The sequence below is a fragment of the Celeribacter sp. genome, assembly GCF_048261515.1.
Taxonomy (GTDB): domain Bacteria; phylum Pseudomonadota; class Alphaproteobacteria; order Rhodobacterales; family Rhodobacteraceae; genus Celeribacter.
Genome location: NZ_JBLXFZ010000001.1, coordinates 744,015 through 764,662 on the forward strand (window position 1 = coordinate 744,015; position 20,648 = coordinate 764,662).

Here is a 20,648-nt window from a genome sequence, read left to right on the forward strand (position 1 = left end):
GTGTGGATCAATCGACGGGGCTGGTGTCGAGTGGCACCTCAAAGCTGCCATCTTTGATCGCCGCAATCTTGGCCTCAACAGCCTCCATCACCGCAGGATCCACATTGGTGTCCAGACCATGGAACGGCGCAAGGCCAACGGAGTCGGAGGCCACACCATAGGACCAGTTCTCGCTGGTCCATGTGTCATCCATGACCGCCTGTCCGACTGCCGTGATCAGTGGTCCGAGATCCCATGTCACACTCGTGAGAACCGTTTCTTCCCCGAGGAAGTTCTGGTCCGTCATGGCCCCAATTGCCAACACGCCCTTCTCGGCCGCCCCATCGATCACGCCCACACCTTGTGCGCTTACCACATCCGCGCCCTGCTCGATCTGGGCAATGGTGGCCTCTTTTGCTTTAGGCGGATCAAACCAGCTGCCGATGAAGGTATGCAGCACGTTGACTTCGGCATTCACCTCTTTGGCCCCCGCCGTATAGGCGTGAAGGTTAGCGAGCATGTTCGGCGCAGGCATTCCGCCGACCCAGCCGACAGAATCCGTATCGGACGCGCCAGCCGCCAGCATCCCCGCAAGATACGCGCCTTGATAGTCGGGGTTGGAATAGGTGCCGAGATTGTCGCTCAGTTCGGACGCAGTGCCCGCCATGAAGATCGTATCGGGAAAGCTCTCGGAGGCGTTGAGTGCGGCATCGCCAAAGGAAAAGCTGTGCGCAAACACGAGGTCATAACCACGCGCCGCAAAGTCGCGCAGCAGGCGTTCGGCATCGGCATCGGTGACGTTCTCGGCATAGGCCACGTTCGCATTGAGCGCCTCGCCCGCCGACTGTAGCCCGTTGTAGCCCACCGAGTTCCAGTCATTGTCCGTAATCGGTCCGGGCAGGATCATGGCGATCTTGAGCGGTTCGCCCTCTGTCTGGGCAAAAGCGGCAAGCGGCAACATTGCCCCAGCCGCAACCACTGCCGCGCGTAGGATCGCGCGCCGTGTTGTTGATGTTGTCATCCGTGTTTCTCCTGTTGGGTGTTTCTTGCTTTGTAAAATCGGGGCGTCACCAGACGACCGGATGCGTCTCGCCCGTGCTGACGTTGACAAATCCCGTGGGGTTCTCGTCATTTGGCGCCACCAGCACCCAACGCCACGGCGCACAGGTCAGGGTCGCAAAGGCCAGTCTTTCGGGGAAGCCTGCGTGCCAACGTGGCGAAGACGTGGGTTCCCACATCCACTCCACCTTCTCGGCTTCAGCATAAAGCGTCTCCATCTCGCAGGCGAGGTCTTCCGCAGGGCGGCAGGTCATCAACCCGCCGATCTCGTAGCGCACGGTGGCGACGAGTTTCCCCTCACGCACAAGCGCCCATCCACCCTGCATTTCGCGCAGGGTATTGACCGCAAGCGCCATCGCCGCGTCGCAAGACCCCGCCGACCAGATGTTGTGCTGGTCATGCGCCATCGAACAGGCCAGCGCCGTTCCCGCTGTCGCAGGGCCCGTGCCGCGCCAGAACATCCGCGCCACGCGGCCCGTGCCAAGATGTCGGTCGATCACCGCGAATTTTGTCACCGTTTGCGCTGTATCGCGCTGCACCATTCCGTCTTTCACAGGAAGGGTCACGGTCAGGAAATTGTCCTCCCAATGGAACGGACGCAGCACCGCCGCCGTCACCTCGTCACGCCCCTCAGGCGCGGCAATGGCGAAATCCTCCGCCGTGAGATCACGCGGCAAACGGACCGAGTTTCGCGCCCGCTCGGGGCGCTCGATCTTTGGCACGTCGAGCATATAATCCTGCCCGCGCGAGACCTGCTGACCGTCGGCCCAGACCTCGGAGATTGACAGCGTATCCACATCGTCGAGCAGCACCAAATCCGCGTAGCGCCCCGGTGCGATGGCCCCAACCCACGGGGTGAGCCGCATATGCCGTGCGGGGTTGAGCGTGACCATCTGAATGGCAGTCTCGACAGGCAACCCCGCCTCCATCGCCAATCGCACGTTGTGGTCTGTCGCGCCGATTTTCATCGTGTCCTGTGCCGCGCGATCATCAGTGCACAGCGCAAGATGGCTCCAGTTCTTCAGTCCCATCTCTAGCAAGTCGGAAATCGCAGCAGGCAAAGAATGCGGGCGCAGCTCCACGAAGAGGCCGTGGTTGAGCTTGTCCATCACCTCCTGTGCAGTCCATGCTTCGTGATCCGAGGCCATCCCCGCCGCGGCAAAGGCCGAAATCTCCGAGATGTCGCGCATCCCTGCGGCATGGCCTTCGACCACACCACGGGCGGCGAATGTCGCGCCAATCATGCCCCAGAGGCGGTCGTGGCTCGGGTTTCTCGCGTCCCAGACCGCAGGCCAGTCCATCACCTCATCGAGACCCGCAACCTGTGGCGTTGCTAGAAACTCCGCCTGTTCCTTCGCTCCGAAGTAGCCCCCCCCGCCCTCATAGGCGGTCGGCGGCACGGCCGATCCAGGCAATGGGAAAATCTTTGCGGGCATCCCCGCACGGCGGTGCGCCAGCCAGAAATCGAGATTCCCCGGCCCGTCGACATTGGAATATTCGTGGCTCGCCTCGCAGGTCCATGTGCAACCGTGGGGCATAACCAGAGCCGCTTCCCATTCCGGCGTGAGATGTGAAGACTCGATGTGTTTATGCACTTCACCAAAGCCCGGCACGGCGGCGAGCTCAGGGCGTTCCTCGACCCGCGCGGCGGTTCCCGACCATGTGCCCGATGGCCCCGTCCACGCAATGCGCCGACCGCTGATGACGATATCGCAGTCGTTCATCCAAAGCCCAGAATGCACGTCGAGCATCCGCCCCACCCGCACGATGAGGTCAGCAGGTTTCTTGCCAAGCGCGACAAGGGTCAGCGCCTGTCGCAGCCGCACCTCGTCACCCGCATCAGGTAAAAGATCGTCGGGAAGAGGCCCCGTGCCCGTCATCTCACTCATGATCTTCTCCCTGAGCGCTGTCCTGTGCGCTTAATTCGTGACGAGACAGAAACGCATCGACCAACGGGATCGCAGCATCGACAATCTCTTCGATCAACTGCTCCCCCTTCTCCGCCGTCGACACGCGTGGATCACCGAACACGCCGGTTTTGGAAATGTCGCGCAACTGGAACTGCTCGTAGCCGAAAGTCTGCGGGAACGCGGGATATTCCGCTTGTGCGCGCGTCAGGTCGACCGCCTCGGGACGCAGGGCCATCATCATCGAGGTCTCGACCTCATCGGCGTGGAAAAAACTGGGGCCAGCGGGTTTGCTGGTGCAAATCCGCCCCGCGATCTTTTCAAGGTCGGGATAGTCGAGATGCAGAACGGGAAGACCTTCGGCCTGAAGCGTGCGTGCGGCCAATCCGATGGGGCCGCTGTTCCCGAAATGCCCATTGAGGGTAATCAGCGCGGGCACGCCCATGCGGATCAGGCCGCGCCCGATGTCCACGATCATCGCACGCAGGGTCTCGGGACTGATCGACAATGTGCCAGCAAAGGCCTCGCTCGACCATGTTTCACCATAGGTGCACACGGGCAATAACAGCGCCCCTGTGCGTTCGGCCAGCGCCCGCGCAACCCCCTCCGCCAGATCGGCATCAACCGTCAGGGGAAGATGCGCGCCATGCTGCTCCACCGCGCCCAAAGGCAAGATCGCGGGCAGGTTCAACTTGAGCGCCTCTTCCACATCGGGCCAGCTCATTTGTCGGAAATCACGGATCATCGGATCATTGCCTTTCTGTGTGATGCGCCTTTATCGGCTGGGGCGACACATTCGCCCCCACCCCTGTTGCCTGCCTCAATCGCAGCGCCACTCATGTCTTGTTCGCGATCTGGCGGGCGCGGACGGAAAACAACACGAGCGCGATGATCGTCACAAGGAAGGGGATCGTCTGGATCAACTCCGATGGGATCCACGAGAACAGGCTTGGCATCACGATGGACAGCGCTTCGAACAGCCCGAACAACAGGGCCGCGATCAATGCGCCAACCGGATGGCGTGCGCCGAGCAACACCGCACCCAGAGCGATGAACCCGCGCCCTGCGGTCATGTCGCGAGTGAAGCCAACGTAGTTAAACATAGCAAGCTGCGCTCCGCCCATGCCCGCAAAGGCACCGGAAGCCACGAGCGCCCAGAACCGTACGCGCATCACGTTGATGCCTGCGGCTTCAGGCGCAGCGGGATACTCACCGACCCCGCGCAGCCACAGCCCCCAAGGCGTGCGATAGAGGAAATACCACAGAAGGAACACCGACAGTCCGCCGATCCATGTCAGCGCCGAATGCCCCGACAGGAGCTTCAGCACCGGAACGCCTTCGAGAAAAGGCAGATCGATGGTCGGGATCGATTTCGAGGGCAGGTTGATCGAAGTGCCCTTGTCGCCGCCCGTCGCGATAGACAGGGCAAAGACCGTTCCGCCCGATGCAAGGATATTGACCCCGAATCCGACGAGGATCACGTCTGCTTTCAGCTTGAGGTGAAAGAGCGCCATGACCCAGCCGAGCATCGCGCCCGCGCCCACACCAGCGACCACCGCGACATACCACGGGGCGTAGACCGAGGTGATCACAGCCGTCAGCGCGGCAATGAGCATCATCCCCTCAAGTGCCACATTAAGTGCGCCAGACAGATCGGAAATCAAACCGCCCAGCGTTGCGAACAGCAGCGGCGTAGTCGCCCGCAGAACCGTGACAAAGAAGGTAACAGAAAAGACAGCAGCCAGCAGATCCCACATGATCAGCCCTCCTCTTTACGGCCAAACAGTCGGGCCAATATGTGATGCCCCGGAAGGGTGAATTTCGATGCGACAAGCAGGATGATGAGAGCCTGAACCACGGCGATCATTTCGGTCGGCACATCCGTTCGCAGCCCCATGAGTTGCGCCCCTTGGCGCAGATAGCCGTATCCGAGCGCCACGAAAGGCACGGCAAGCGGTTTGTCGCGGGCCACGATGGCGATCAGGATGCCCTCAAAGGCGAGGTTGCTGTCGAAATCGATAGCGATCCGCTTGAACGCCTGCCCCTGCACAAAGACGGAACCAAGAAGCCCGCCAATGGCCCCCGACACCGTCATGGCCGAGATCATCACCGCCGACGAACGGATGCCCGCGTATTCGGCGAAATGTGCATTTTCCCCCACAAGCCGCAGCTTCAACCCCCAGCGGGTGCGATAGATCAGGAACCAGACCACACCAACCGCGATCAGCGCAAACAGGATGCCGAGATCAAATCGCGTGCCTGGAATGAAAGGCGGATAGGTCGCCGTTGCGGGAAACTTCGGGCTCATCAACTGGCCCGTGCCTTCGGGCGCGAGATGGGCCCGCACCACCCAGTTGACCACGCGAATGGCGATGTAGTTCAACATCAGGGATGACACGATTTCCGAGGCTTGGAACCGCGCCTTGGCGTAGCCGGGGATAAACCCGTAGGCGGCCCCAGTGATCATCGCGGCCAGCATCCCCAAAGGAATGCCCGCCCACGTCTGACCGATGGGGGACAGGGCCACAAAGGCGGCAGCCAGCCCACCGAAATAGACCTGCCCTTGCACTCCGAGGGAAAACTGTTTGGCCTGAAACACCAGAACAAACGCGAGGCCAGTCAGCGTGAGTTTGGCCACATCGTCGATCCACAGACCACGCGTGCGCGCCGATCCGAGCGGACCAGTGAGGAAGGTATCAAAGGCCTTTGCCGGCTCTTCGGACATAAGCAGGATGATCGCAAAAGCCGCGAGCAGTGCGACGGCCAGCGCGATCAATGCACGCGAACTATCGGCAAGGGCGGCAGAAAGGCGGGAGGGGCGAGGGTCGCTCATTGCAAGGCAGCTTTCATTTCGTCGGCATCTTGTTCGCTGATACCGAGCATAAAGGCGCCCAGCATCTCGGCGGTGACGGTTTCGTCATTCGGGAAAGCCGCCACGATGCGGCCATGGTAGAACACCACCAACCGATCGGAGAGGGCCAGAAGCTCTGACAGATCGGCGGAGGACAAAAGAACGGCAGCGCCACCATCGCGGGCATCGGTGATCGACTTCCAGATAAACTGCGTGGCGGCGAGGTCGACACCCCGCGTCGGCTGGTTCACCAAAAGCACCTCGGGCTGCTCCGCAAGCTCGCGTGCGACAACCACCTTTTGCATATTGCCGCCCGAGAGAGTTCCCACGGGAAATTCAGGACCGCCAACACGGATCGAGAAACGATCGATCAACGTGCGGGCATTGTCGGTGATGGCGGCAATATCGAGCAGACCACGGCGCACGAAACGCGGGTTGTCGAGACGTGTCGCAACCAGATTTTCGGCCGTGGTCGCGCCAACCGCGAGCCCTTCAGCAATCCGGTCCTCTGGGATGGAGGCCACCCCCTTTTCTCGCCGCTCAATCACGGGAAGGTCGGTGATCTCGTCGTCTTCCAGTACGATCCTGCCACCCGCTGCGGGGCGCAAGCCACCAACGGTTTCAAGCAGTTCCGCCTGACCATTCCCTTCGACGCCGACCAATCCGACGATCTCGCCACCATGCACATTGAGGCTGAGGTCTTCCGCAAGAACCCGTCCCGCGCTGTTGCGAATGACGAGGTTCTCAACGCTGAGTTTGCGCTTTCCTTCGTAAGTCGAGCGATCGACGCGCAGAACCACCTCGTGACCCACCATCATCGCCGCTAGTTCGCTTTCAGTAACCGACGAGGTGTCGACTGAGCCGACGGTCTTGCCCGCCCGCATCACCGTAATGCGGTCGGAAATGTCGAGAACTTCTGGCAGCTTATGGGCAATAAAGATCACCGTGCGCCCCTCGGCGACAAGCGCGCGGATGGCGACGAAAAGCTCCTCGACTTCCTGCGGCGCAAGTACGGCGGTCGGTTCGTCGAGAATGAGAATACGCGCGTCGCGATACAGTGCCTTAAGGATCTCGACACGTTGCTGCTGCCCCACGGGCAGGCTGGAGACCCTCGCCTCAGGATCGACGTTCAAACGGAACTTTTCAGAGAGCGCGCGAACCTTGGCGATTGCTTCAGCGCGATCAAAACGGATACCGCGGCGCGGCTCCGAACCGAGCACAACGACCTCGTAAACCTTGAATGACGGCACCAGCGAGAAGTGTTGGAACACCATCCCGATACCGTGGTCGATGGCATCGCGCGGACTGTCGAACGCAGTCTCCTTGCCGTTGACCAGCAAGGCACCCGCGTCCGGCTTCTCCAGCCCGAAAAGGACCTTCATCAATGTCGACTTTCCAGCGCCGTTCTCACCCACGACGGCATGAACCTCTCCAGGACGCACCCGAAGAGTCACTCCTTGGTTCGCGACGGTCCCGCCTGGATATATTCTTGTTATGTTTACGGCTTCGATTGCGGTCTTCATGCATCGCCTCATTCAAAAATTGCCCGCCCCGATCCAGTCGGGGCGGGCATTGGCCCTAAGGCTCTATTGCATCACTGAATCCACAGTGATTTCGCCCGCCACGATTTTCGCCTCTTCAACTTCGATCTCGGCGCGCACTTCGGGGGGCACAAGCGCCTCGTAGTAGCTGTTCTTAGAAATTCCGACAGCGCCATCAGAAAGACCTAGCAGCAGCGCGGAGCCATAAGGCGCGGTCCCTGCGATGGTCTGTTCCAGAACAGACACAAGGGAGTCGCCCACTTTCTTTTCAACAGATGTCAGAATGACTTCGGATTGTGCGGGGTCGGTTTCTGCAAAGATCGCCGCCTGATCGCTGTCAACACCGATGCCGAACAAACCCTCGTCGCGCGCCGCCTGAAGCGCGCCGATACCGGTGCCGCCCGCAATCGGGAACACCACGTCTACGCCTTGCGCGAATTGCGCCAGCGCCAGTTCTTTACCCTTGGCAGGGTCGGTGAAGGTGCCCGCAACCGCGCGCACGACTTCTACATCGGGGTTAGCAGCCTTTGCGCCCTGCTCGAAGCCAACGGCAAATTCCAGAATGGTTGTGCCTTCGACGCCGAGGATTTCCCCGATCTTGCCAGTCTTGGACACTTTCGCCGCAGCATAACCTGCGAGATAGGCGGCGGTGGATGTCTGGTAGGTGATGCCGAGGATGTTGGAGAAATCACCTGCCGAGAAGTCAGGCGCATCGTCAAAGAGGATGAACTTGGTGTCGGGATATTCAGGTGCCAGCTCCTGCATGAAGCCGTTCATTTCCCATGTGCCACAGATGATGACATCAAAGCCCTGATCACAGGCATCTGCCAGAGCGGGCTGCCAGCGGGAGCGGTCGTTGCTGGCTTCGATAATCGTCACATCGACGCCCAGTTCCTCTTCGGCGCGGGCCATGCCAGCAGCAGCCGAGTCGAGGAAGGATTTGTCACCGAGTGTGCCGTGCAAAACCAGCGCGACTTTAAGCTTGTCCTGAGCAAGAAGCGCAGAAGGCGCGGCAGCCGCCGCGAGAGTGGAAGCCAGCAGCATCTGTGCGGCCTGACGACGTGTCATATTGATGGGCATTGGAGGTCTCCTGTTGGGGTCTGTTGTTGGTCTTCAAGGTCTCCACCGTACTGCGGCGGTTTGGATTTCGGTCAGTCGGGCAATGTCGCCCGTCTCGATAAATGTCACAGGTGGCGTTTCCAGCCGCCCCGATGGGTCGACAAGCGTCATCCCGCGCGTCAACCCGGGCGCAAGCGCCACGGCACTGGAGGCTTCGACTGTCGTTTGGATCAGGCTGTCGTCGAGAACGACCGCGGCCGCGAAGGGATCAACAAAGCGGAATTCGTCACTCCCGCCAAAGCGCAGGGATACGGCACGGGTCTGATCGGCGATGGCTTTGTTGAAGGCACCCAGAGCATCATCGGTGTAACCCGCATAGATTGCATCCATATCCGCGCCGGAAATAGTGTGCGTCGTGCAAGGTTCCCACGGAACGATCCGCGTCGGAATATCAGCGCGCAGCACGATGTCGGCGGCTTCGGGATCGGCGTAGATGTTGAATTCGGCGGCAGGTGTCGTGTTGCCGCGCCCGTAAACCGTGCCGCCCATGATCGTGAGCATTCCGATCCCCGCTTCAATTCCGGGCTTAAGCCGCAGGGCGAGCGCAAGGTTGGTGAGCGGCCCGATCATGAGCAGATCAACCTTCGTGCCCGCCTCAACCGCATCCGCGAGCGTATCGGCAAGGAACTGCACCCCATGGCGCGGGTCGAGCGGCGGCAAATCATCAGGGATTGGCGCCCCCGCCAGTCCGTCCTCGCCATGCACGTGGGTGGCATGAATGATCGGCTGTGCAAGCGGGCGGTCTGCCCCCGCGATCACTGGGATTTCGGTTGCCTCACATAGAGCGAGCACTGCCCGCATGTTGCGGCTTGCATTGGCAAGTGTGACATTGCCGAACACGGTGGTCACAGCCATCGGACGCAACCCGTGCGCCAGAAGCATCACCAGAGCCTGCGCGTCATCAATGCCGCCGTCAGTGTCGAAAATAAGCGGATTTGTCATTGGGATGCCTTCTCTTGTTCTGCCCGTGCAGCTTTGTCCTGAGCAACACGATCCCAGAACGTTTTGTAAGTTGCTGAGTATTCAGCACGGATATCCTCGTAGGGGCGACGGGTCAGGGTTCTGTCGCGCACAATCTGTTCGCCATCGACCCACAGGTGCCGCAAGTCGCGTCCCGACCCCGAATACACCAAAGTCACCGCAGGATCGGGGGTCTCCGACCACCCTGCCCCGCGCATATCAAAGACCGAGACATCAGCCGCCTTGCCAACCTCAAGCGACCCTGTTCTGTCCTCGATGCCAAGCGCCTTCGCACCTTCAATCGTCGCCATCCGCACGAGATCACGCGCCGAAACCGGCTGTGCCTCGCCCTGACGATAGGTGGCGACCAGTCCCGCCATCCGCATCTCCGCCACCATGTCGTAGGAATTGTTCGCCGCCACATTGTCGGTGCCGAGCGCCACGGTGACACCCGCCTCCCGAAGCGGCACAACGGGGCAGATGGACGGACGTCCCGAACGCATCGCCGCGGAGGCACAATGGGCGACAGACGCCGCAGGGGCGCGCGCGAACACCTCGATGTCCTCGTCCGAGAGATCAAGGCAATGGGCCGCATGGACCCTGCCCTCAAAGAACCCCGTCTTTTCGAGAGCGACCGTTGCCGTGGTGCCGTAAAGCTCTTGGGTGATCTCGTTGTCTTCTGGACCTGCCGCCATGTGCAGATGCATTCCGCAACCCAGCTCGTTGGCCAGCGCCACTTCCTCACGCAACAAGGCTTCGGAGTTGTCGACATAGGGCGCGTGAGGCCCGAACCACGGGATAATGCGACCATCGGCACTGCGCTGGCGGCGGGCAAAATCTCCCGCAGCCGCGAGCTCTTGCGCCCCGCGCTCTTCGTCGCCCAGTTGAACGATGCCATAGGCGATGACTGCTTTCAGCCCTGCATCGCCAACCGCTTCAGCGATCTCGTCAGCAAAGAAATACTGTTCGCAAAATGTCGTCGTTCCCGAAAGGGCCATCTCGGCACAGGACAGCGCCACAGCGGGCGGAATATCCTCAGCGACTAGCGACAACTCAGGCTCGCGAATGGCGTTATACCAGCCCTCCATCGTGAGCAGAGATTGCCCCTCCGCATGACCGCGAAACAGGACCATAGGCGTATGGGTATGCGCATTGATGATCCCTGGCATCACAAGATGACCCGTCAGGTCATGCGCAAGGTCGAACCCCTCGCGCGGCGGGCAGGTCTCTTGCGGCCCCAACCCTGTGATCTGCGTTCCGTCGAAGGAAATCCAACCGCCATCAAAGCTGTTGTCATCGGAGTCTGCAGTCAGGATCGCTGCATTGAAAAGTAAAGTTGACGTCATATGACCCGCTGTTGTCTCAGTGTTGACCGATTTTTTGTAAACCGCTTTACTATTCGTAACCCGATTCCTTTCGGGCTTGTCAATTCAATTGGCAAACGTATCGACCAAGAAAGCCCGCTAAGCAGCACAGCGCACAAAACACGTGCATTTTGAAAATTATAATTACACCAAAGGGGCATCAGCATGCTCGGCGAAAATTGCTTCAACCCGACACCTAGTATCCCCGCACGGCTGCGGCTACGCAATGGCGATATGATCTGCGAAGCGGCGAAAAATCTGCTCTCCGAAGGAGCTGTGATTCTGCCCGAGCATGTTGCAACGCTCGTTTCGCGTTTCGATCTCGATAATGCAGAGGAGTTGCTGCTGCATCTTTTGCCGCTAGCTACGACCATCGCGCAGCCGCCGATTTCGGAATTCTATGTCGGCGCAGCAGGGCTTTCGACCACGGGTGCGATTGTGCTTGGTGGCAATCTCGAATGGCCGGGCGCGCATCTGGGCATGACCCTGCACGGCGAGGGGTTCGTCGCCATTCGCGCCTTTCAGCTTGGGCTATCACTCACCCATGTCGCCGTTTCGCAAGCGGGCCCCTGCGGACACTGCAGGCAGTGTCTGGCCGAATTTGCGACCGCGAACGACCTGCTGGTGATCGACCCTCTCGGTCATCGGCTCAAACTCTCCGACCTCTTTCCATGGGCCTTCACCCCGCAAGACCTAGAGATGGGCGGGGCCGATCCCTCCGCGCATAGCGAGATAACACTCCACGGAGCGCCAGCCACGGTTGCCGCGCCGCTCACACACGCGATCAGACACGCCCACGCCCCCTATTCGGGAGTGAAAGCAGCCGTGGCCTTTGAAGCAGGCGGGCAAATCGTGACTGGCGGCGTCATCGAAAGCGTCGCCTTCAACCCGACCATACAGCCTGTCATGTCCGCACTGGTTGAACTGGTGGCGCGCGGCATCGCTCCGACACAGATTCAAAAAGCGTGGCTTGCCCAAATTTCAGGCCCTGTCGATTATACCGCGCCCACCCAAGCCCTTTTGGCCACCTTTGGGACCGCGCCGCTTTGCGTGATCGAGGCGACATAGTAGCGAGGTAGCATTGTAGTGTGTAAGTTGCTCGCGCTGATCCAACGCGGCAATGCCTCACGCGAAACACGTCCTGACCTTACCACTGGACATACATTCGAACGCGCAAAGGAGACGACATGGCGACCATAAAAGATGTGGCAAGGGCGGCAGGGCTTTCGCCTGCGGCTGTCTCACGCCATTTGAATGGCCGCATCTCGCTCCCCGCCGAGACCCGCGCGCGGATCGACAAGGCGATCAAGGAACTGGACTATCGGCCAAACCTCATGGCCAAACGCCTGTCCACAGGCCGCACCGAAGCCCTGAGCCTCGTGACCCCACATATCGACAACCCCTTCTTCACAGAGTTTGCCGCCACTGTTGAAGCGGCTGCGGCGCAAGCGGGCTACTCTGTCTACTTCTCTTCCACTCATGGCGACCCCGACCGCGAAATCGCCGCGATCCGACGACTACGCGACCGCCATGTGGACGGGATGATCTTTCTCCCGCGCCAAGTGGATGACGGTGCATTGCTCGATGCGCTGGACGGTTTGGACAATATCGTCATTGTCGACGAAGACATCGACGGCGCAACGCAACCGCGCATTTTCGTCGAGAACGAGGCGGGCACCCGTCTGGCCGTGAAACACCTGGTCGAACTCGGGCACAAGGACATCGCCATGGTCGGCGGCGGTCCCGAAGGCGTACTTTCCGCGGTGGAACGCGAACGCGGCTGGCGCAGCGCCCTCGCCGAACACGGGCTGGCACCTTCCGCCTATTACGGTGGCGATTATTCACGCGAACACGGCCGCGCCACGGCGGCAAAGTTAATGGAAGGCGAATTGCCAACGGCTCTCGTTGTAGGAGCTGACGAAATCGCCATTGGCCTGATCGAAATCCTGCGTCCAGCGGGCGTACGCATCCCCGAAGATATCTCTATCGTCGGCTTCGATGATGCACGGTATTCGGCCCTCATTGCCCCCGCCCTGACAACCGTGCGCCAACCCGTTCAGGAATTGGGCTACCTCGCATTCAACCACCTTCTCAAGGCGATGGCGGGCGAAACGGTAGCCCATGAGACCCGCGTGCCTGTGGAATTGATCGTTCGCGAGTCCTCTGCTCCGCCACGCGCATAGACGCAAAATCACACTCGGCTTCCGAGCCACGCGCCCGCGCTCATCCCATATGACCCTTCAAAATACACCGCACCGCCACTTTCTTGGGCAGTCGCGAATTTCACGCGATTAAATCGGGGTTTCCTTAAAGTTTTCGCTTGATGCGCATCAGGGCGTAACAGACAAAGATCACATTACTAAACCGATTTACTAAAACCAAAATCAGGTCATACAGGCCCACGCGGGAGGTTGGATATGGGATATAAAGTGCTGCTTGTCGGCGAAAGCTGGATAACCTCGGAAACCCACTACAAGGGGTTCGACCAGTTTGGATCAGTGCACTACCACCTCGGCGCCGAGCCATTGGTCAAGGCGCTTGAAGGCTCCGAGTTCGAGCTTGACTACATGCCTGCGCATGAAGCCTCAGAGAAGTTCCCCTTCACCCGCGAAGGGCTTGATCCCTATGACGTGGTGATCCTGTCGGACATTGGGTCCAACACCTTTCTTTTGCCCCCCGATGTCTGGCTGCGTTCAAAGACCGTGCCCAACCGTCTGCGCCTGTTGAAAGACTGGGTGGCTGACGGCGGCAACCTGATGATGATCGGCGGATACTTCTCTTTTCAAGGGATCGACGGCAAGGCCCGTTGGCGTGCCACGCCCGTCGAAGACACGCTGCCCGTCACCTGCCATCCGTGGGACGATCGGGTCGAAATTCCCGAGGGCGCACAGGCCACGCTGCTCGACGAAAGACACCCGGTTTTTGCGGGCATTGATGGCGACTGGCCGCCCATTCTCGGCGTTAACGAGGTCGTCCCGCGCCAAGGAGCGCAGGTGCTGGCGCAACTGCCCGAAGACCAAGGCGGGCATCCTCTTCTCGTGCTCGGCACCCATGTGAAAGGCCGCACCGCCGCATGGACCTCCGACATCGGCCCGCACTGGCTCTCGCCCGAATTCTGCGACTGGGACGGCTATGAGAAGCTTTGGAAAAACCTGCTTGGCTGGCTGATCGCCCGCGACTGAACAAAACATACCGCAAGGAGCATAAAATGGTTCTCGACATATTGGGACACAAGAAAAAGGCGGTCATCGCCATGGCGCATATCGGCGCCCTGCCTGGCGCACCGCTGTATAACCCCGACCGTGGCGTCGACGGTTTGATCGAGGACGTGCTGGCCGATGTCCAAAAGCTACAGGCGGGCGGGGTCGATGCGATCATGTTCGGCAACGAGAACGACCGCCCCTATGTGTTCAAATCCACCCCTGAAAGCGTTGCCGCCATGACCCGCGTGGTCACGGAGATCAAAGCGCATCTGACGGTGCCCTTCGGCGTCAATTACCTGTGGGATCCGACGGCGACCGTGGCCATCGGTGCGACCACGGGCGCGAGTTTCGTGCGTGAGATTTTCACAGGTGTTTTCGCCTCCGACATGGGCGTCTGGGCTCCTGACTGCGCCGAAGCAAGCCGTTTGCGCACGACCCTCGGCCGCGGGGACATGAAGATGCTGTTCAACATCAACGCGGAATTTGCCCATTCACTCGACCAGCGTCCCATCGAGTTGCGCGCTAAAAGTGCGGTCTTTTCCTCGCTGGCCGATGCGATCCTCGTCTCGGGACCGATCACAGGCCAACCTGCCGAGGCATCGGACCTGCGCAAGGTCGCGGAAGCCGTGACCGAAGTGCCGATCTTTGCCAACACGGGCGTGAACATCGACAATGTCGCGGATGTCTTCCAGCACGCATCGGGCTGTGTCATCGGCACGCACTTCAAGGTCGACGGCGACACATGGAACAAGGTCGACGCAGATCGCGTCACGCGTTTCATGGACAAGGTCGAGACCCTGCGCTGAATGTCCCTCGTCCTCGGCATCGACATTGGAACGACCTCCACCCTCGGGCTATTGCTTGAGGTCGGCTCAAATACGCGGACGGAGGTGCGGGCCGTAACCTCGCGCCCCGTGCGCCTGTCCTCCCCCCGCCCCGGTTGGGCCGAGCAAGACCCGCAAGACTGGTGGCAAAACGTCTGCGCCCTTGTTCCCGACCTTCTGGCAAAGGCAGGGGCCGAGGCGAGTGACATCGCGGCAGCCTGTGTGGCGGGGATGCTCCCTGCCGTGGTGCTTCTCGACGACGAAGGCAGGCTCTTGCGCCCCTCGATCCAGCAAAGCGACGCACGCTGCGGGGCCGAGGTCGACGAAATGCGCGCCGAGATCGATGAGGACGCCTTCCTTGCCCGTGCGGGCAACGGGATCAACCAACAACTGGTCGGCGCAAAACTGCGCTGGCTGGCGAAGCACGAGCCCGAAACACATGCCCGCATCGCGACCGTGTTCGGCTCTTACGACTACATCAACTGGCGCCTGACGGGCGTGAGAACCGTGGAGCAGAACTGGGCACTAGAGGCGGGCGTGACCGACATCGCGACCGGCACATTATCGCGCGATCTCGCCCAGATGACAGGTGTGCCGTGGGAGGCCCTGCCCCCGCGCATTGCCTCAACCGAGGTGCAGGGCCATGTAACCGCTGAAGCCGCACGCGCCACAGGACTTGCCCAAGGCACCCCCGTCATGGGCGGCGCGGCCGACTTCATCGCTTCCGCCCTTGGTGCAGGGATTACGGCGGCGGGCGATGTACTGCTGAAGTTCGGCGGCTCGGTGGACATTCTGACCTCTGTGGCCGAAGCCCGCCCCGACCCGCGGCTCTATCTCGACTATCACCTCGTGCCGGGGCTGTTCATGCCCAACGGTTGCATGTCGACGGGCGGCTCAGTGTTGAACTGGGCGGTCGAGACATTCGGAGGAGATCAAAGGTTTGGGCCAGAGCCGCACGCAGAGTTGGACAAGCTCGCCGAAGCCACGCCAGCGGGGGCAGAAGAGCTGTGCTTCCTCCCCTACTTCCTTGGCGAAAAGACCCCGATCCACGACACACGGGTGCGAGGCGCGCTTGAGGGCCTGACCCTCTCACACGGCATCGGCCACATCTGGCGGGCCATCCTAGAGAGTTACGGATACGCTCTGCGCCATCATCTCGACGTGCTGCGCGACGCGGGCTACGCCCCCACCCGATTTGTTGCATCGGACGGCGGCGCGTCCAGTCGCATCTGGATGCAGATCGTTGCCGACATTCTGGGCGAAGAGGTGCAGTTGCTCAAACAACACCCCGGCTCCTGCCTCGGCGCGGCATGGGTCGCCGCCGTGGGCACAGGGCTAGCGGACTGGGAAGGCGCGACCGAGTTGGTCGAAACAGGACCGAAACTCCGCCCCAGCACGGGCACCGCGCAACTCTACGACACGGGTTACACACGCTTCCGCGACCTCTACCAAAGGCTGCGCGGGTTCCACGCTTGATGCCATTTATCGTGCGGTCTGCGACGAAGCTCGCAGAGACAAGCTACAGTCACACCACAAGTGTCCCGAAGGCCCGTTCAGGTTACACTAGAACCCTTTTCGTTGCCGCATTCATGGGATCGCCGCAGATGAACTTCTTCGAAGGCGTCACCACCGACAATGCGGAACTGCGTTTGGCCGATGGCACGACCCTGCAACTTCACCAGCAGATTGCGCCCGCCGGAACCTCGGTGACCATCGGCGCACGCCCCGAGCATATCGAGCTGGGCACCGAAGGCTGGGCGGCCGAAGCCGTAGTGATCGAGCCAACAGGATCGGAAACTCAAATCACTGTGCGCATCGGAAGCAGCACTGCGCGTGTCCTCGTGCGTGGTCGGCCTAATGTCCGCGCGGGCGACCGTATCCACCTTGGCGTGTCGCCAAGGTATCTGCACGTCTTTTCGACGGAAACTGGCTTGGCGATGACTGCCGAGGGCGCCTGATCGAACTGTTCGATCAGACGCAACCAAAGCGCGCGTTGCGATCCTCCCCTCACGCGGCGCGCGCTTTCTAGGTCGCCGAAATACTCGGCGGCCTCCACCACCATTGCCAGTCACATTGGCAACCTGCTGCAAAACAATTTCCTGTCTAGTCCTGCCTCCAAATCCGCGCCGTCCTGCCCGCCGCGCGGGCGGACAGGTATTTACAGGGGCGGCGTCAGCTTTCCGCGGCTTCGATCAGGTCATCGAGCGTCCAGCCGAAGATCTGCGCGTCATAGGGCTGCAAGGCGAACTCGAACCCGTCAACGCTGTCACGCAAGGCTTCCGCGTCCTCGCTGCTGCCCTGCACATCGATGCGAACCCATGTGCTGTCATCTCCGTCCCCATCGGAGCCGACAAATTCGGTGAGATCGACGGTGAGATCGTCCACCAATTCCGCCGTGAGGGTCGCGCCCTGCTCCCAACCCTCGCCCGCCTTCCGCACGTCATCAAAGTCGAGCGCGGCGAGGAAGCGCGGGATGCGGCTTATGTTGCTCTCGCGCGCCACTTTGCCCTCGGGCAGATCGGCCTTGAGCACGAAGGCATCTTCCTCGCGGGCAAACGTGACGGGATCACCGTCGCGGGGGGTGAGGGTTGCGCGCAGAACATCGCTTTCCTCCCCCGTGAAGAGATCGCTGTCGAACCAGCCTGCGCGGCGCGACGGCGGGTTGATCCGCGCGCGGACCAGCCACGTGGCATCCTCGCCACCGCGACGCACGAACTGCCCGCCTGTGAGGCCGCCCAACGTGTAGTCGCGATCCCCTGCGATCACATGGGCGATTACGTCGCCGTCGGCGTCCTCCAGAACGATCTCGCGGCCCGTGCCTTCCTCGGCGTCAGGGGCGGCAAGGCCAAGTTCTGCATGGCGGGCGGGGTCGGTTGTTTTGGCCTCGGCGATTTCAGCCAGCGCGAGCCCGCCGACGAGATCCTGCAACACTTCGGTGTCCACGGGATAGTCCGATGCCGCATCGACATATGCACCATCGCGCCGCTCGATGACCATCTCTTCGTCATCGTCACGCAGCACAACCCGCGCGATATCCGATGCCTTGGCGTCGAGGTCGGGCAGCAACCGTTCGCCCGACATCGCCATTGCCGCACCGCCGCGGTCAAAGGTCAGGACGACGAGCGCGGCCAGCACCGAGAGCACCGTCGCTCCGAGAAGGATGAGAAAGGAATTGCGTGTCATCTCTACTCTCCTGTCATGTCACTCAGGCACCCGCCCGAACGGGCAGCTTGCGTTTGGGTTTGCGCAGGGCGAAGGCCAGTGCCGCCAATGCGGCCAGAACGGGGATCACGCCGACATTGATCGTAGTGACCCAAGACTTCAGCCGCTCGACATCGCTGCGCAGGTCATATTGCACCTGACGCAACTCGGCCCGCGCCGCCAGCAGGTCGGCACGCAGGCTTTCGGCCTCGGCCACCGCTTCTGCACTGAACAGAGCGCCGCTTTCACCATCGGCGGGTGCCAGATCGCGCAGGGCGGCTTCAGCCTCGTCGATGCGGTCGAGAAGTGCCTGTTCCGTGGCGCGATACTCGGCCTCGGCGGCGCGGGTCATATTCTCGATCCGCTCCAGCGGTCGCCAGTCGATTGCCCGCCCGCGCAGGTCGGCCAGCGCCGCGCCACCGGCCATCTGCTCGGCTGCGTTTAGAAGAAAGTCACCGTTATTGGCAAAGGCTTGCGGGATCTGCGCGCCCAGTATGTTGCGGGTCTGGATCCAGTTGCGGTCCATCAGCATGTCGGCATCCGCGACCAGAAGCACGTTGGCCTCCTCTACCTGCGCGATATGCTCGCCCGACCATTCGGAGCCTTCAGGCTTGCCATCGGGGAAGGCCGTGGAAAGCGCCCCGCCCAGTCGGGCAACGGGCACGGGGGCACTGTCGGGCTCGGCACCCTCGTCAAGCAGGCGTCGCGGATCGCCATAGAGGTCTCCCGCCATTTCGGCGTCAGAAAGGCGGGCCTGCGAAGAGGCGGTGACAAGCGGGGTCAGATCGGCCCCGTCCTCACCCGCGAAGCTCCCTGCGCTGGTCAGCACCAGCGCCGAAAGACGGCCCAGAACGGGCGTGTCGCGATCCATGGCCTCGGGACCGAAACGCAGCCATGCAGGGTTGCCCAACTCCGCCTCGCGCCCGTTGATCCGCCGCACCGTGGTCAGCGCATGTTGCGGGTCGGCGATAGCCTGCGCGGGGTCATAACTGACCCCCCATGCCTCAAACAAAGGCGCAAGGTCGGAGGCCGTATCGGTGGCTGGCATCCCCTGCGGCCCCATCTGAGTCTCGGCATAGGGGTCCACAAAGGTCATCAGCGCCCCGCCGCCCATCACCCACTGGTCAAGCGCATAGAGCGTTGGCTCGGAGAGGTCTTGCGGATGCACCACGGCCACCACCTTGGTCCCTTCGGGGAAGGCGTTCACATCGCCGCTAAGCACCTCCACGTCATAAAACTCGCGCAGCATGGCAAGGCTCTGCTGCTCCTGCTGGCCGACCATCGAATTGCCCGAAAGCCCGATCCCGTCGATCAGCGCGACCTTGTGCTTCACAGGTTGGCCGATCTCGGCCACCAGCCGCGTCAGGTCGTATTCCAGCCACGCTTCGCGGTCGGGAGAGAAGACGGGGATCGTCGCCCGCCCGTCGGTCGAGTTGGTCACCGCCAGTCCGAAGAACATCGGCTCGGAAGCCCCCGCCAGAGAGATGCGGTCAATGCCGAAGCCCACGGCGCGATCCTCGGCGTCCGAGAAGGGCGCAGGGTCGATCACTTCGAGGGTGATCATCCCGTCTGCGAGGTCGGCATAGGTCTCCAGCGTGCCGCGCACGCGATTGGCATAGGCGGCAAGCTGCGGCGCGGCCTCGGTCAGGCCGCCTGAAAGATAGAGGCGCATGTGCAGCGGCTCTTCCAACCCGCCAAGAAGCTCCCGCGTGCCATCCGAGAGCGTCCAGACCCGCGCCTCGGTGACATCGGCACGCCAACCGTCCAGCGCACGCGAAGCAAAGACATTCAGGGACACGAACAGCACTGCGGCCAGTGCGATGGAAAACGCGATGAGCCTGCGGCGCGACAGCCGCCCGACCCATTCGGTCAAAAACTTGAGGCGTTCCATGGTCATTGAGCCTTCTTCAGATCAACAAGCGAGGTATTGACGATCAGGGCGATCACGATGAGCGAGGCGAAGAACACCAGCGTCGGCATCTCCAAAAGCCCCTGCGTAATGCGCTGGAAGTGGTTGAGCACCGACAGTGCCGCCACCCCCTCGGTCAGCCAGAACGGTGCCCAGCCACGCAACGCACCCAGCACCAGATCAATGCCCGCCGTCACCAGTAAAAAGGTGACGATGGCCGCGCCGATGAAGGCGATCACCTGGTTCTTGGTCAACGCGGAGACGCAGGCGGCAATGGCCAGAAAGGCCCCCGCCATAAGCAGCGCGCCGACATAGCTGATCGCAATCACCCCGTTGTCGGGCGTGCCCAGCCAGTTGACGGTGATCCACAGCGGCGTGGTACAGGCCAGCGCCACAGCGGTGAAGGCCCAGCCTGCCAGAAACTTGCCCACGACAATGGCGGACGGGCGCACGGGCATGGTCATCAGCAACTCGATGGTGCCCTGACGGCGCTCCTCGGCCCACAGCCGCATTCCGATGGCGGGCAGAAGCACGAGGAAGAGCCACGGCAGCCATGTAAAGAAGGCTGACATATCCGCGCTATTGCGGTCGAAGAAGTTGGAGATGAAGAAGGTCATCGCCCCGCTGAGCGCGAGGAAGACAACGAGGAAGATCGCAGCAAGTGGCGTGGCGAAATAGGCGCGGAACTCACGCCCGAACACGGCACCCACCGTGGAAAGCATGGAAGTCAT

18 protein-coding genes are annotated in these 20,648 nt (G+C 61.5%); 6 read left to right on the forward strand and 12 right to left on the reverse strand.

The genetic code is table 11. The annotated features are described in order from the left end of the window. Positions 1 to 7: 7 nt before the first annotated feature. The 9 genes from ACN0SC_RS03660 to ACN0SC_RS03700 form a co-directional block, all read right to left on the reverse strand. Positions 8 to 1,000 (reverse strand): BMP family protein, encoded by a 993-nt coding sequence (locus ACN0SC_RS03660; RefSeq protein WP_417248295.1) that lies wholly within the window; start codon positions 998 to 1,000, stop codon positions 8 to 10. 46 nt (positions 1,001 to 1,046) lie between these two features. Next, complete coding sequence (locus tag ACN0SC_RS03665; protein WP_417248296.1) at positions 1,047 to 2,927, reverse strand: adenine deaminase; 1,881 nt, start codon at positions 2,925 to 2,927, stop codon at positions 1,047 to 1,049. Continuing rightward, the gene (locus ACN0SC_RS03670) at positions 2,920 to 3,690 is read right to left on the reverse strand and encodes a creatininase family protein (RefSeq protein ID WP_417248297.1); all 771 of its coding nucleotides are present in this window, start codon (positions 3,688 to 3,690) and stop codon (positions 2,920 to 2,922) included. The genes ACN0SC_RS03665 and ACN0SC_RS03670 overlap by 8 nt, the downstream gene beginning before the upstream one ends. 91 nt (positions 3,691 to 3,781) lie before the next feature. Beyond that, a complete protein-coding gene (locus ACN0SC_RS03675; protein ID WP_417248298.1) occupies positions 3,782 to 4,702 on the reverse strand; it encodes an ABC transporter permease in 921 nt (306 codons plus the stop codon). A gap of 2 nt (positions 4,703 to 4,704) precedes the next feature. Beyond that, the gene (locus ACN0SC_RS03680) at positions 4,705 to 5,778 is read right to left on the reverse strand and encodes an ABC transporter permease (protein WP_417248299.1); all 1,074 of its coding nucleotides are present in this window, start codon (positions 5,776 to 5,778) and stop codon (positions 4,705 to 4,707) included. Further along, positions 5,775 to 7,319 (reverse strand): ABC transporter ATP-binding protein, encoded by a 1,545-nt coding sequence (locus ACN0SC_RS03685; RefSeq protein ID WP_417248300.1) that lies wholly within the window; start codon positions 7,317 to 7,319, stop codon positions 5,775 to 5,777. Before ACN0SC_RS03685 ends, ACN0SC_RS03680 begins: the two co-directional genes overlap by 4 nt. A 63-nt stretch (positions 7,320 to 7,382) precedes the next feature. Then, the gene (locus tag ACN0SC_RS03690; protein WP_417248301.1) at positions 7,383 to 8,417 is read right to left on the reverse strand and encodes a BMP family lipoprotein; all 1,035 of its coding nucleotides are present in this window, start codon (positions 8,415 to 8,417) and stop codon (positions 7,383 to 7,385) included. Between the two features lie 33 nt (positions 8,418 to 8,450). Beyond that, positions 8,451 to 9,398: a nucleoside hydrolase gene (locus ACN0SC_RS03695; protein WP_417248302.1), complete on the reverse strand. Its 948-nt coding sequence runs from the start codon at positions 9,396 to 9,398 to the stop codon at positions 8,451 to 8,453. Then, positions 9,395 to 10,762: an amidohydrolase family protein gene (locus ACN0SC_RS03700; RefSeq protein WP_417248303.1), complete on the reverse strand. Its 1,368-nt coding sequence runs from the start codon at positions 10,760 to 10,762 to the stop codon at positions 9,395 to 9,397. The genes ACN0SC_RS03695 and ACN0SC_RS03700 overlap by 4 nt, the downstream gene beginning before the upstream one ends. A 183-nt stretch (positions 10,763 to 10,945) precedes the next feature. Here ACN0SC_RS03700 and cdd point away from each other — a divergent pair, with 183 nt between their 5' ends. The 6 genes from cdd (at position 10,946) to ACN0SC_RS03730 (ending at position 16,765) form a co-directional block, all read left to right on the forward strand. Then, on the forward strand, positions 10,946 to 11,848 hold the full coding sequence (cdd, locus tag ACN0SC_RS03705; protein WP_417248304.1) for a cytidine deaminase: 903 nt from the start codon (positions 10,946 to 10,948) through the stop codon (positions 11,846 to 11,848). 119 nt (positions 11,849 to 11,967) lie between these two features. Next, positions 11,968 to 12,963 (forward strand): LacI family DNA-binding transcriptional regulator, encoded by a 996-nt coding sequence (locus ACN0SC_RS03710; protein ID WP_417248305.1) that lies wholly within the window; start codon positions 11,968 to 11,970, stop codon positions 12,961 to 12,963. A gap of 234 nt (positions 12,964 to 13,197) precedes the next feature. Further along, positions 13,198 to 13,962: a glutamine amidotransferase gene (locus ACN0SC_RS03715; protein WP_417248306.1), complete on the forward strand. Its 765-nt coding sequence runs from the start codon at positions 13,198 to 13,200 to the stop codon at positions 13,960 to 13,962. A 26-nt stretch (positions 13,963 to 13,988) separates the two neighbouring features. Beyond that, positions 13,989 to 14,789, forward strand: coding sequence for a BtpA/SgcQ family protein (locus tag ACN0SC_RS03720; protein ID WP_417248307.1), 801 nt, complete (start codon positions 13,989 to 13,991; stop codon positions 14,787 to 14,789). Next, positions 14,790 to 16,283 (forward strand): FGGY-family carbohydrate kinase, encoded by a 1,494-nt coding sequence (locus ACN0SC_RS03725; protein WP_417248308.1) that lies wholly within the window; start codon positions 14,790 to 14,792, stop codon positions 16,281 to 16,283. It abuts the gene before it with no gap. 128 nt (positions 16,284 to 16,411) lie between these two features. Further along, complete coding sequence (locus ACN0SC_RS03730) at positions 16,412 to 16,765, forward strand: TOBE domain-containing protein (protein WP_417248309.1); 354 nt, start codon at positions 16,412 to 16,414, stop codon at positions 16,763 to 16,765. Between the two features lie 214 nt (positions 16,766 to 16,979). On the opposite strand, the gene ACN0SC_RS03735 is transcribed toward ACN0SC_RS03730, so the two are convergent. Genes ACN0SC_RS03735 through ACN0SC_RS03745 form a run of 3 tightly spaced genes read right to left on the reverse strand, consistent with a single transcriptional unit; the run spans position 16,980 to position 20,648 of the window. Next, positions 16,980 to 17,990, reverse strand: coding sequence for a DUF4340 domain-containing protein (locus tag ACN0SC_RS03735; protein WP_417248310.1), 1,011 nt, complete (start codon positions 17,988 to 17,990; stop codon positions 16,980 to 16,982). A 22-nt stretch (positions 17,991 to 18,012) separates the two neighbouring features. Then, complete coding sequence (locus ACN0SC_RS03740) at positions 18,013 to 19,905, reverse strand: Gldg family protein (RefSeq protein WP_417248311.1); 1,893 nt, start codon at positions 19,903 to 19,905, stop codon at positions 18,013 to 18,015. Next, entirely contained in the window at positions 19,902 to 20,648 is a 747-nt protein-coding gene (locus ACN0SC_RS03745; protein ID WP_417248312.1) for an ABC transporter permease, read from the reverse strand. Before ACN0SC_RS03745 ends, ACN0SC_RS03740 begins: the two co-directional genes overlap by 4 nt.

Coding starts and splice junctions, on each gene's coding strand:
- ACN0SC_RS03715 (WP_417248306.1), top strand. CDS start 13,198: ATGGGATATAAAGTGCTGCTTGTCGGCGAAAGCTGGATAACCTCGGAA.
- ACN0SC_RS03700 (WP_417248303.1), bottom strand. CDS start 10,762: ATGACGTCAACTTTACTTTTCAATGCAGCGATCCTGACTGCAGACTCC.
- ACN0SC_RS03745 (WP_417248312.1), bottom strand. CDS start 20,648: ATGACTTCCATGCTTTCCACGGTGGGTGCCGTGTTCGGGCGTGAGTTC.
- cdd (WP_417248304.1), top strand. CDS start 10,946: ATGCTCGGCGAAAATTGCTTCAACCCGACACCTAGTATCCCCGCACGG.
- ACN0SC_RS03735 (WP_417248310.1), bottom strand. CDS start 17,990: ATGACACGCAATTCCTTTCTCATCCTTCTCGGAGCGACGGTGCTCTCG.
- ACN0SC_RS03725 (WP_417248308.1), top strand. CDS start 14,790: ATGTCCCTCGTCCTCGGCATCGACATTGGAACGACCTCCACCCTCGGG.
- ACN0SC_RS03695 (WP_417248302.1), bottom strand. CDS start 9,398: ATGACAAATCCGCTTATTTTCGACACTGACGGCGGCATTGATGACGCG.
- ACN0SC_RS03710 (WP_417248305.1), top strand. CDS start 11,968: ATGGCGACCATAAAAGATGTGGCAAGGGCGGCAGGGCTTTCGCCTGCG.
- ACN0SC_RS03690 (WP_417248301.1), bottom strand. CDS start 8,417: ATGCCCATCAATATGACACGTCGTCAGGCCGCACAGATGCTGCTGGCT.
- ACN0SC_RS03720 (WP_417248307.1), top strand. CDS start 13,989: ATGGTTCTCGACATATTGGGACACAAGAAAAAGGCGGTCATCGCCATG.
- ACN0SC_RS03670 (WP_417248297.1), bottom strand. CDS start 3,690: ATGATCCGTGATTTCCGACAAATGAGCTGGCCCGATGTGGAAGAGGCG.
- ACN0SC_RS03675 (WP_417248298.1), bottom strand. CDS start 4,702: ATGTGGGATCTGCTGGCTGCTGTCTTTTCTGTTACCTTCTTTGTCACG.
- ACN0SC_RS03685 (WP_417248300.1), bottom strand. CDS start 7,319: ATGAAGACCGCAATCGAAGCCGTAAACATAACAAGAATATATCCAGGC.
- ACN0SC_RS03660 (WP_417248295.1), bottom strand. CDS start 1,000: ATGACAACATCAACAACACGGCGCGCGATCCTACGCGCGGCAGTGGTT.
- ACN0SC_RS03730 (WP_417248309.1), top strand. CDS start 16,412: ATGAACTTCTTCGAAGGCGTCACCACCGACAATGCGGAACTGCGTTTG.
- ACN0SC_RS03665 (WP_417248296.1), bottom strand. CDS start 2,927: ATGAGTGAGATGACGGGCACGGGGCCTCTTCCCGACGATCTTTTACCT.
- ACN0SC_RS03680 (WP_417248299.1), bottom strand. CDS start 5,778: ATGAGCGACCCTCGCCCCTCCCGCCTTTCTGCCGCCCTTGCCGATAGT.
- ACN0SC_RS03740 (WP_417248311.1), bottom strand. CDS start 19,905: ATGACCATGGAACGCCTCAAGTTTTTGACCGAATGGGTCGGGCGGCTG.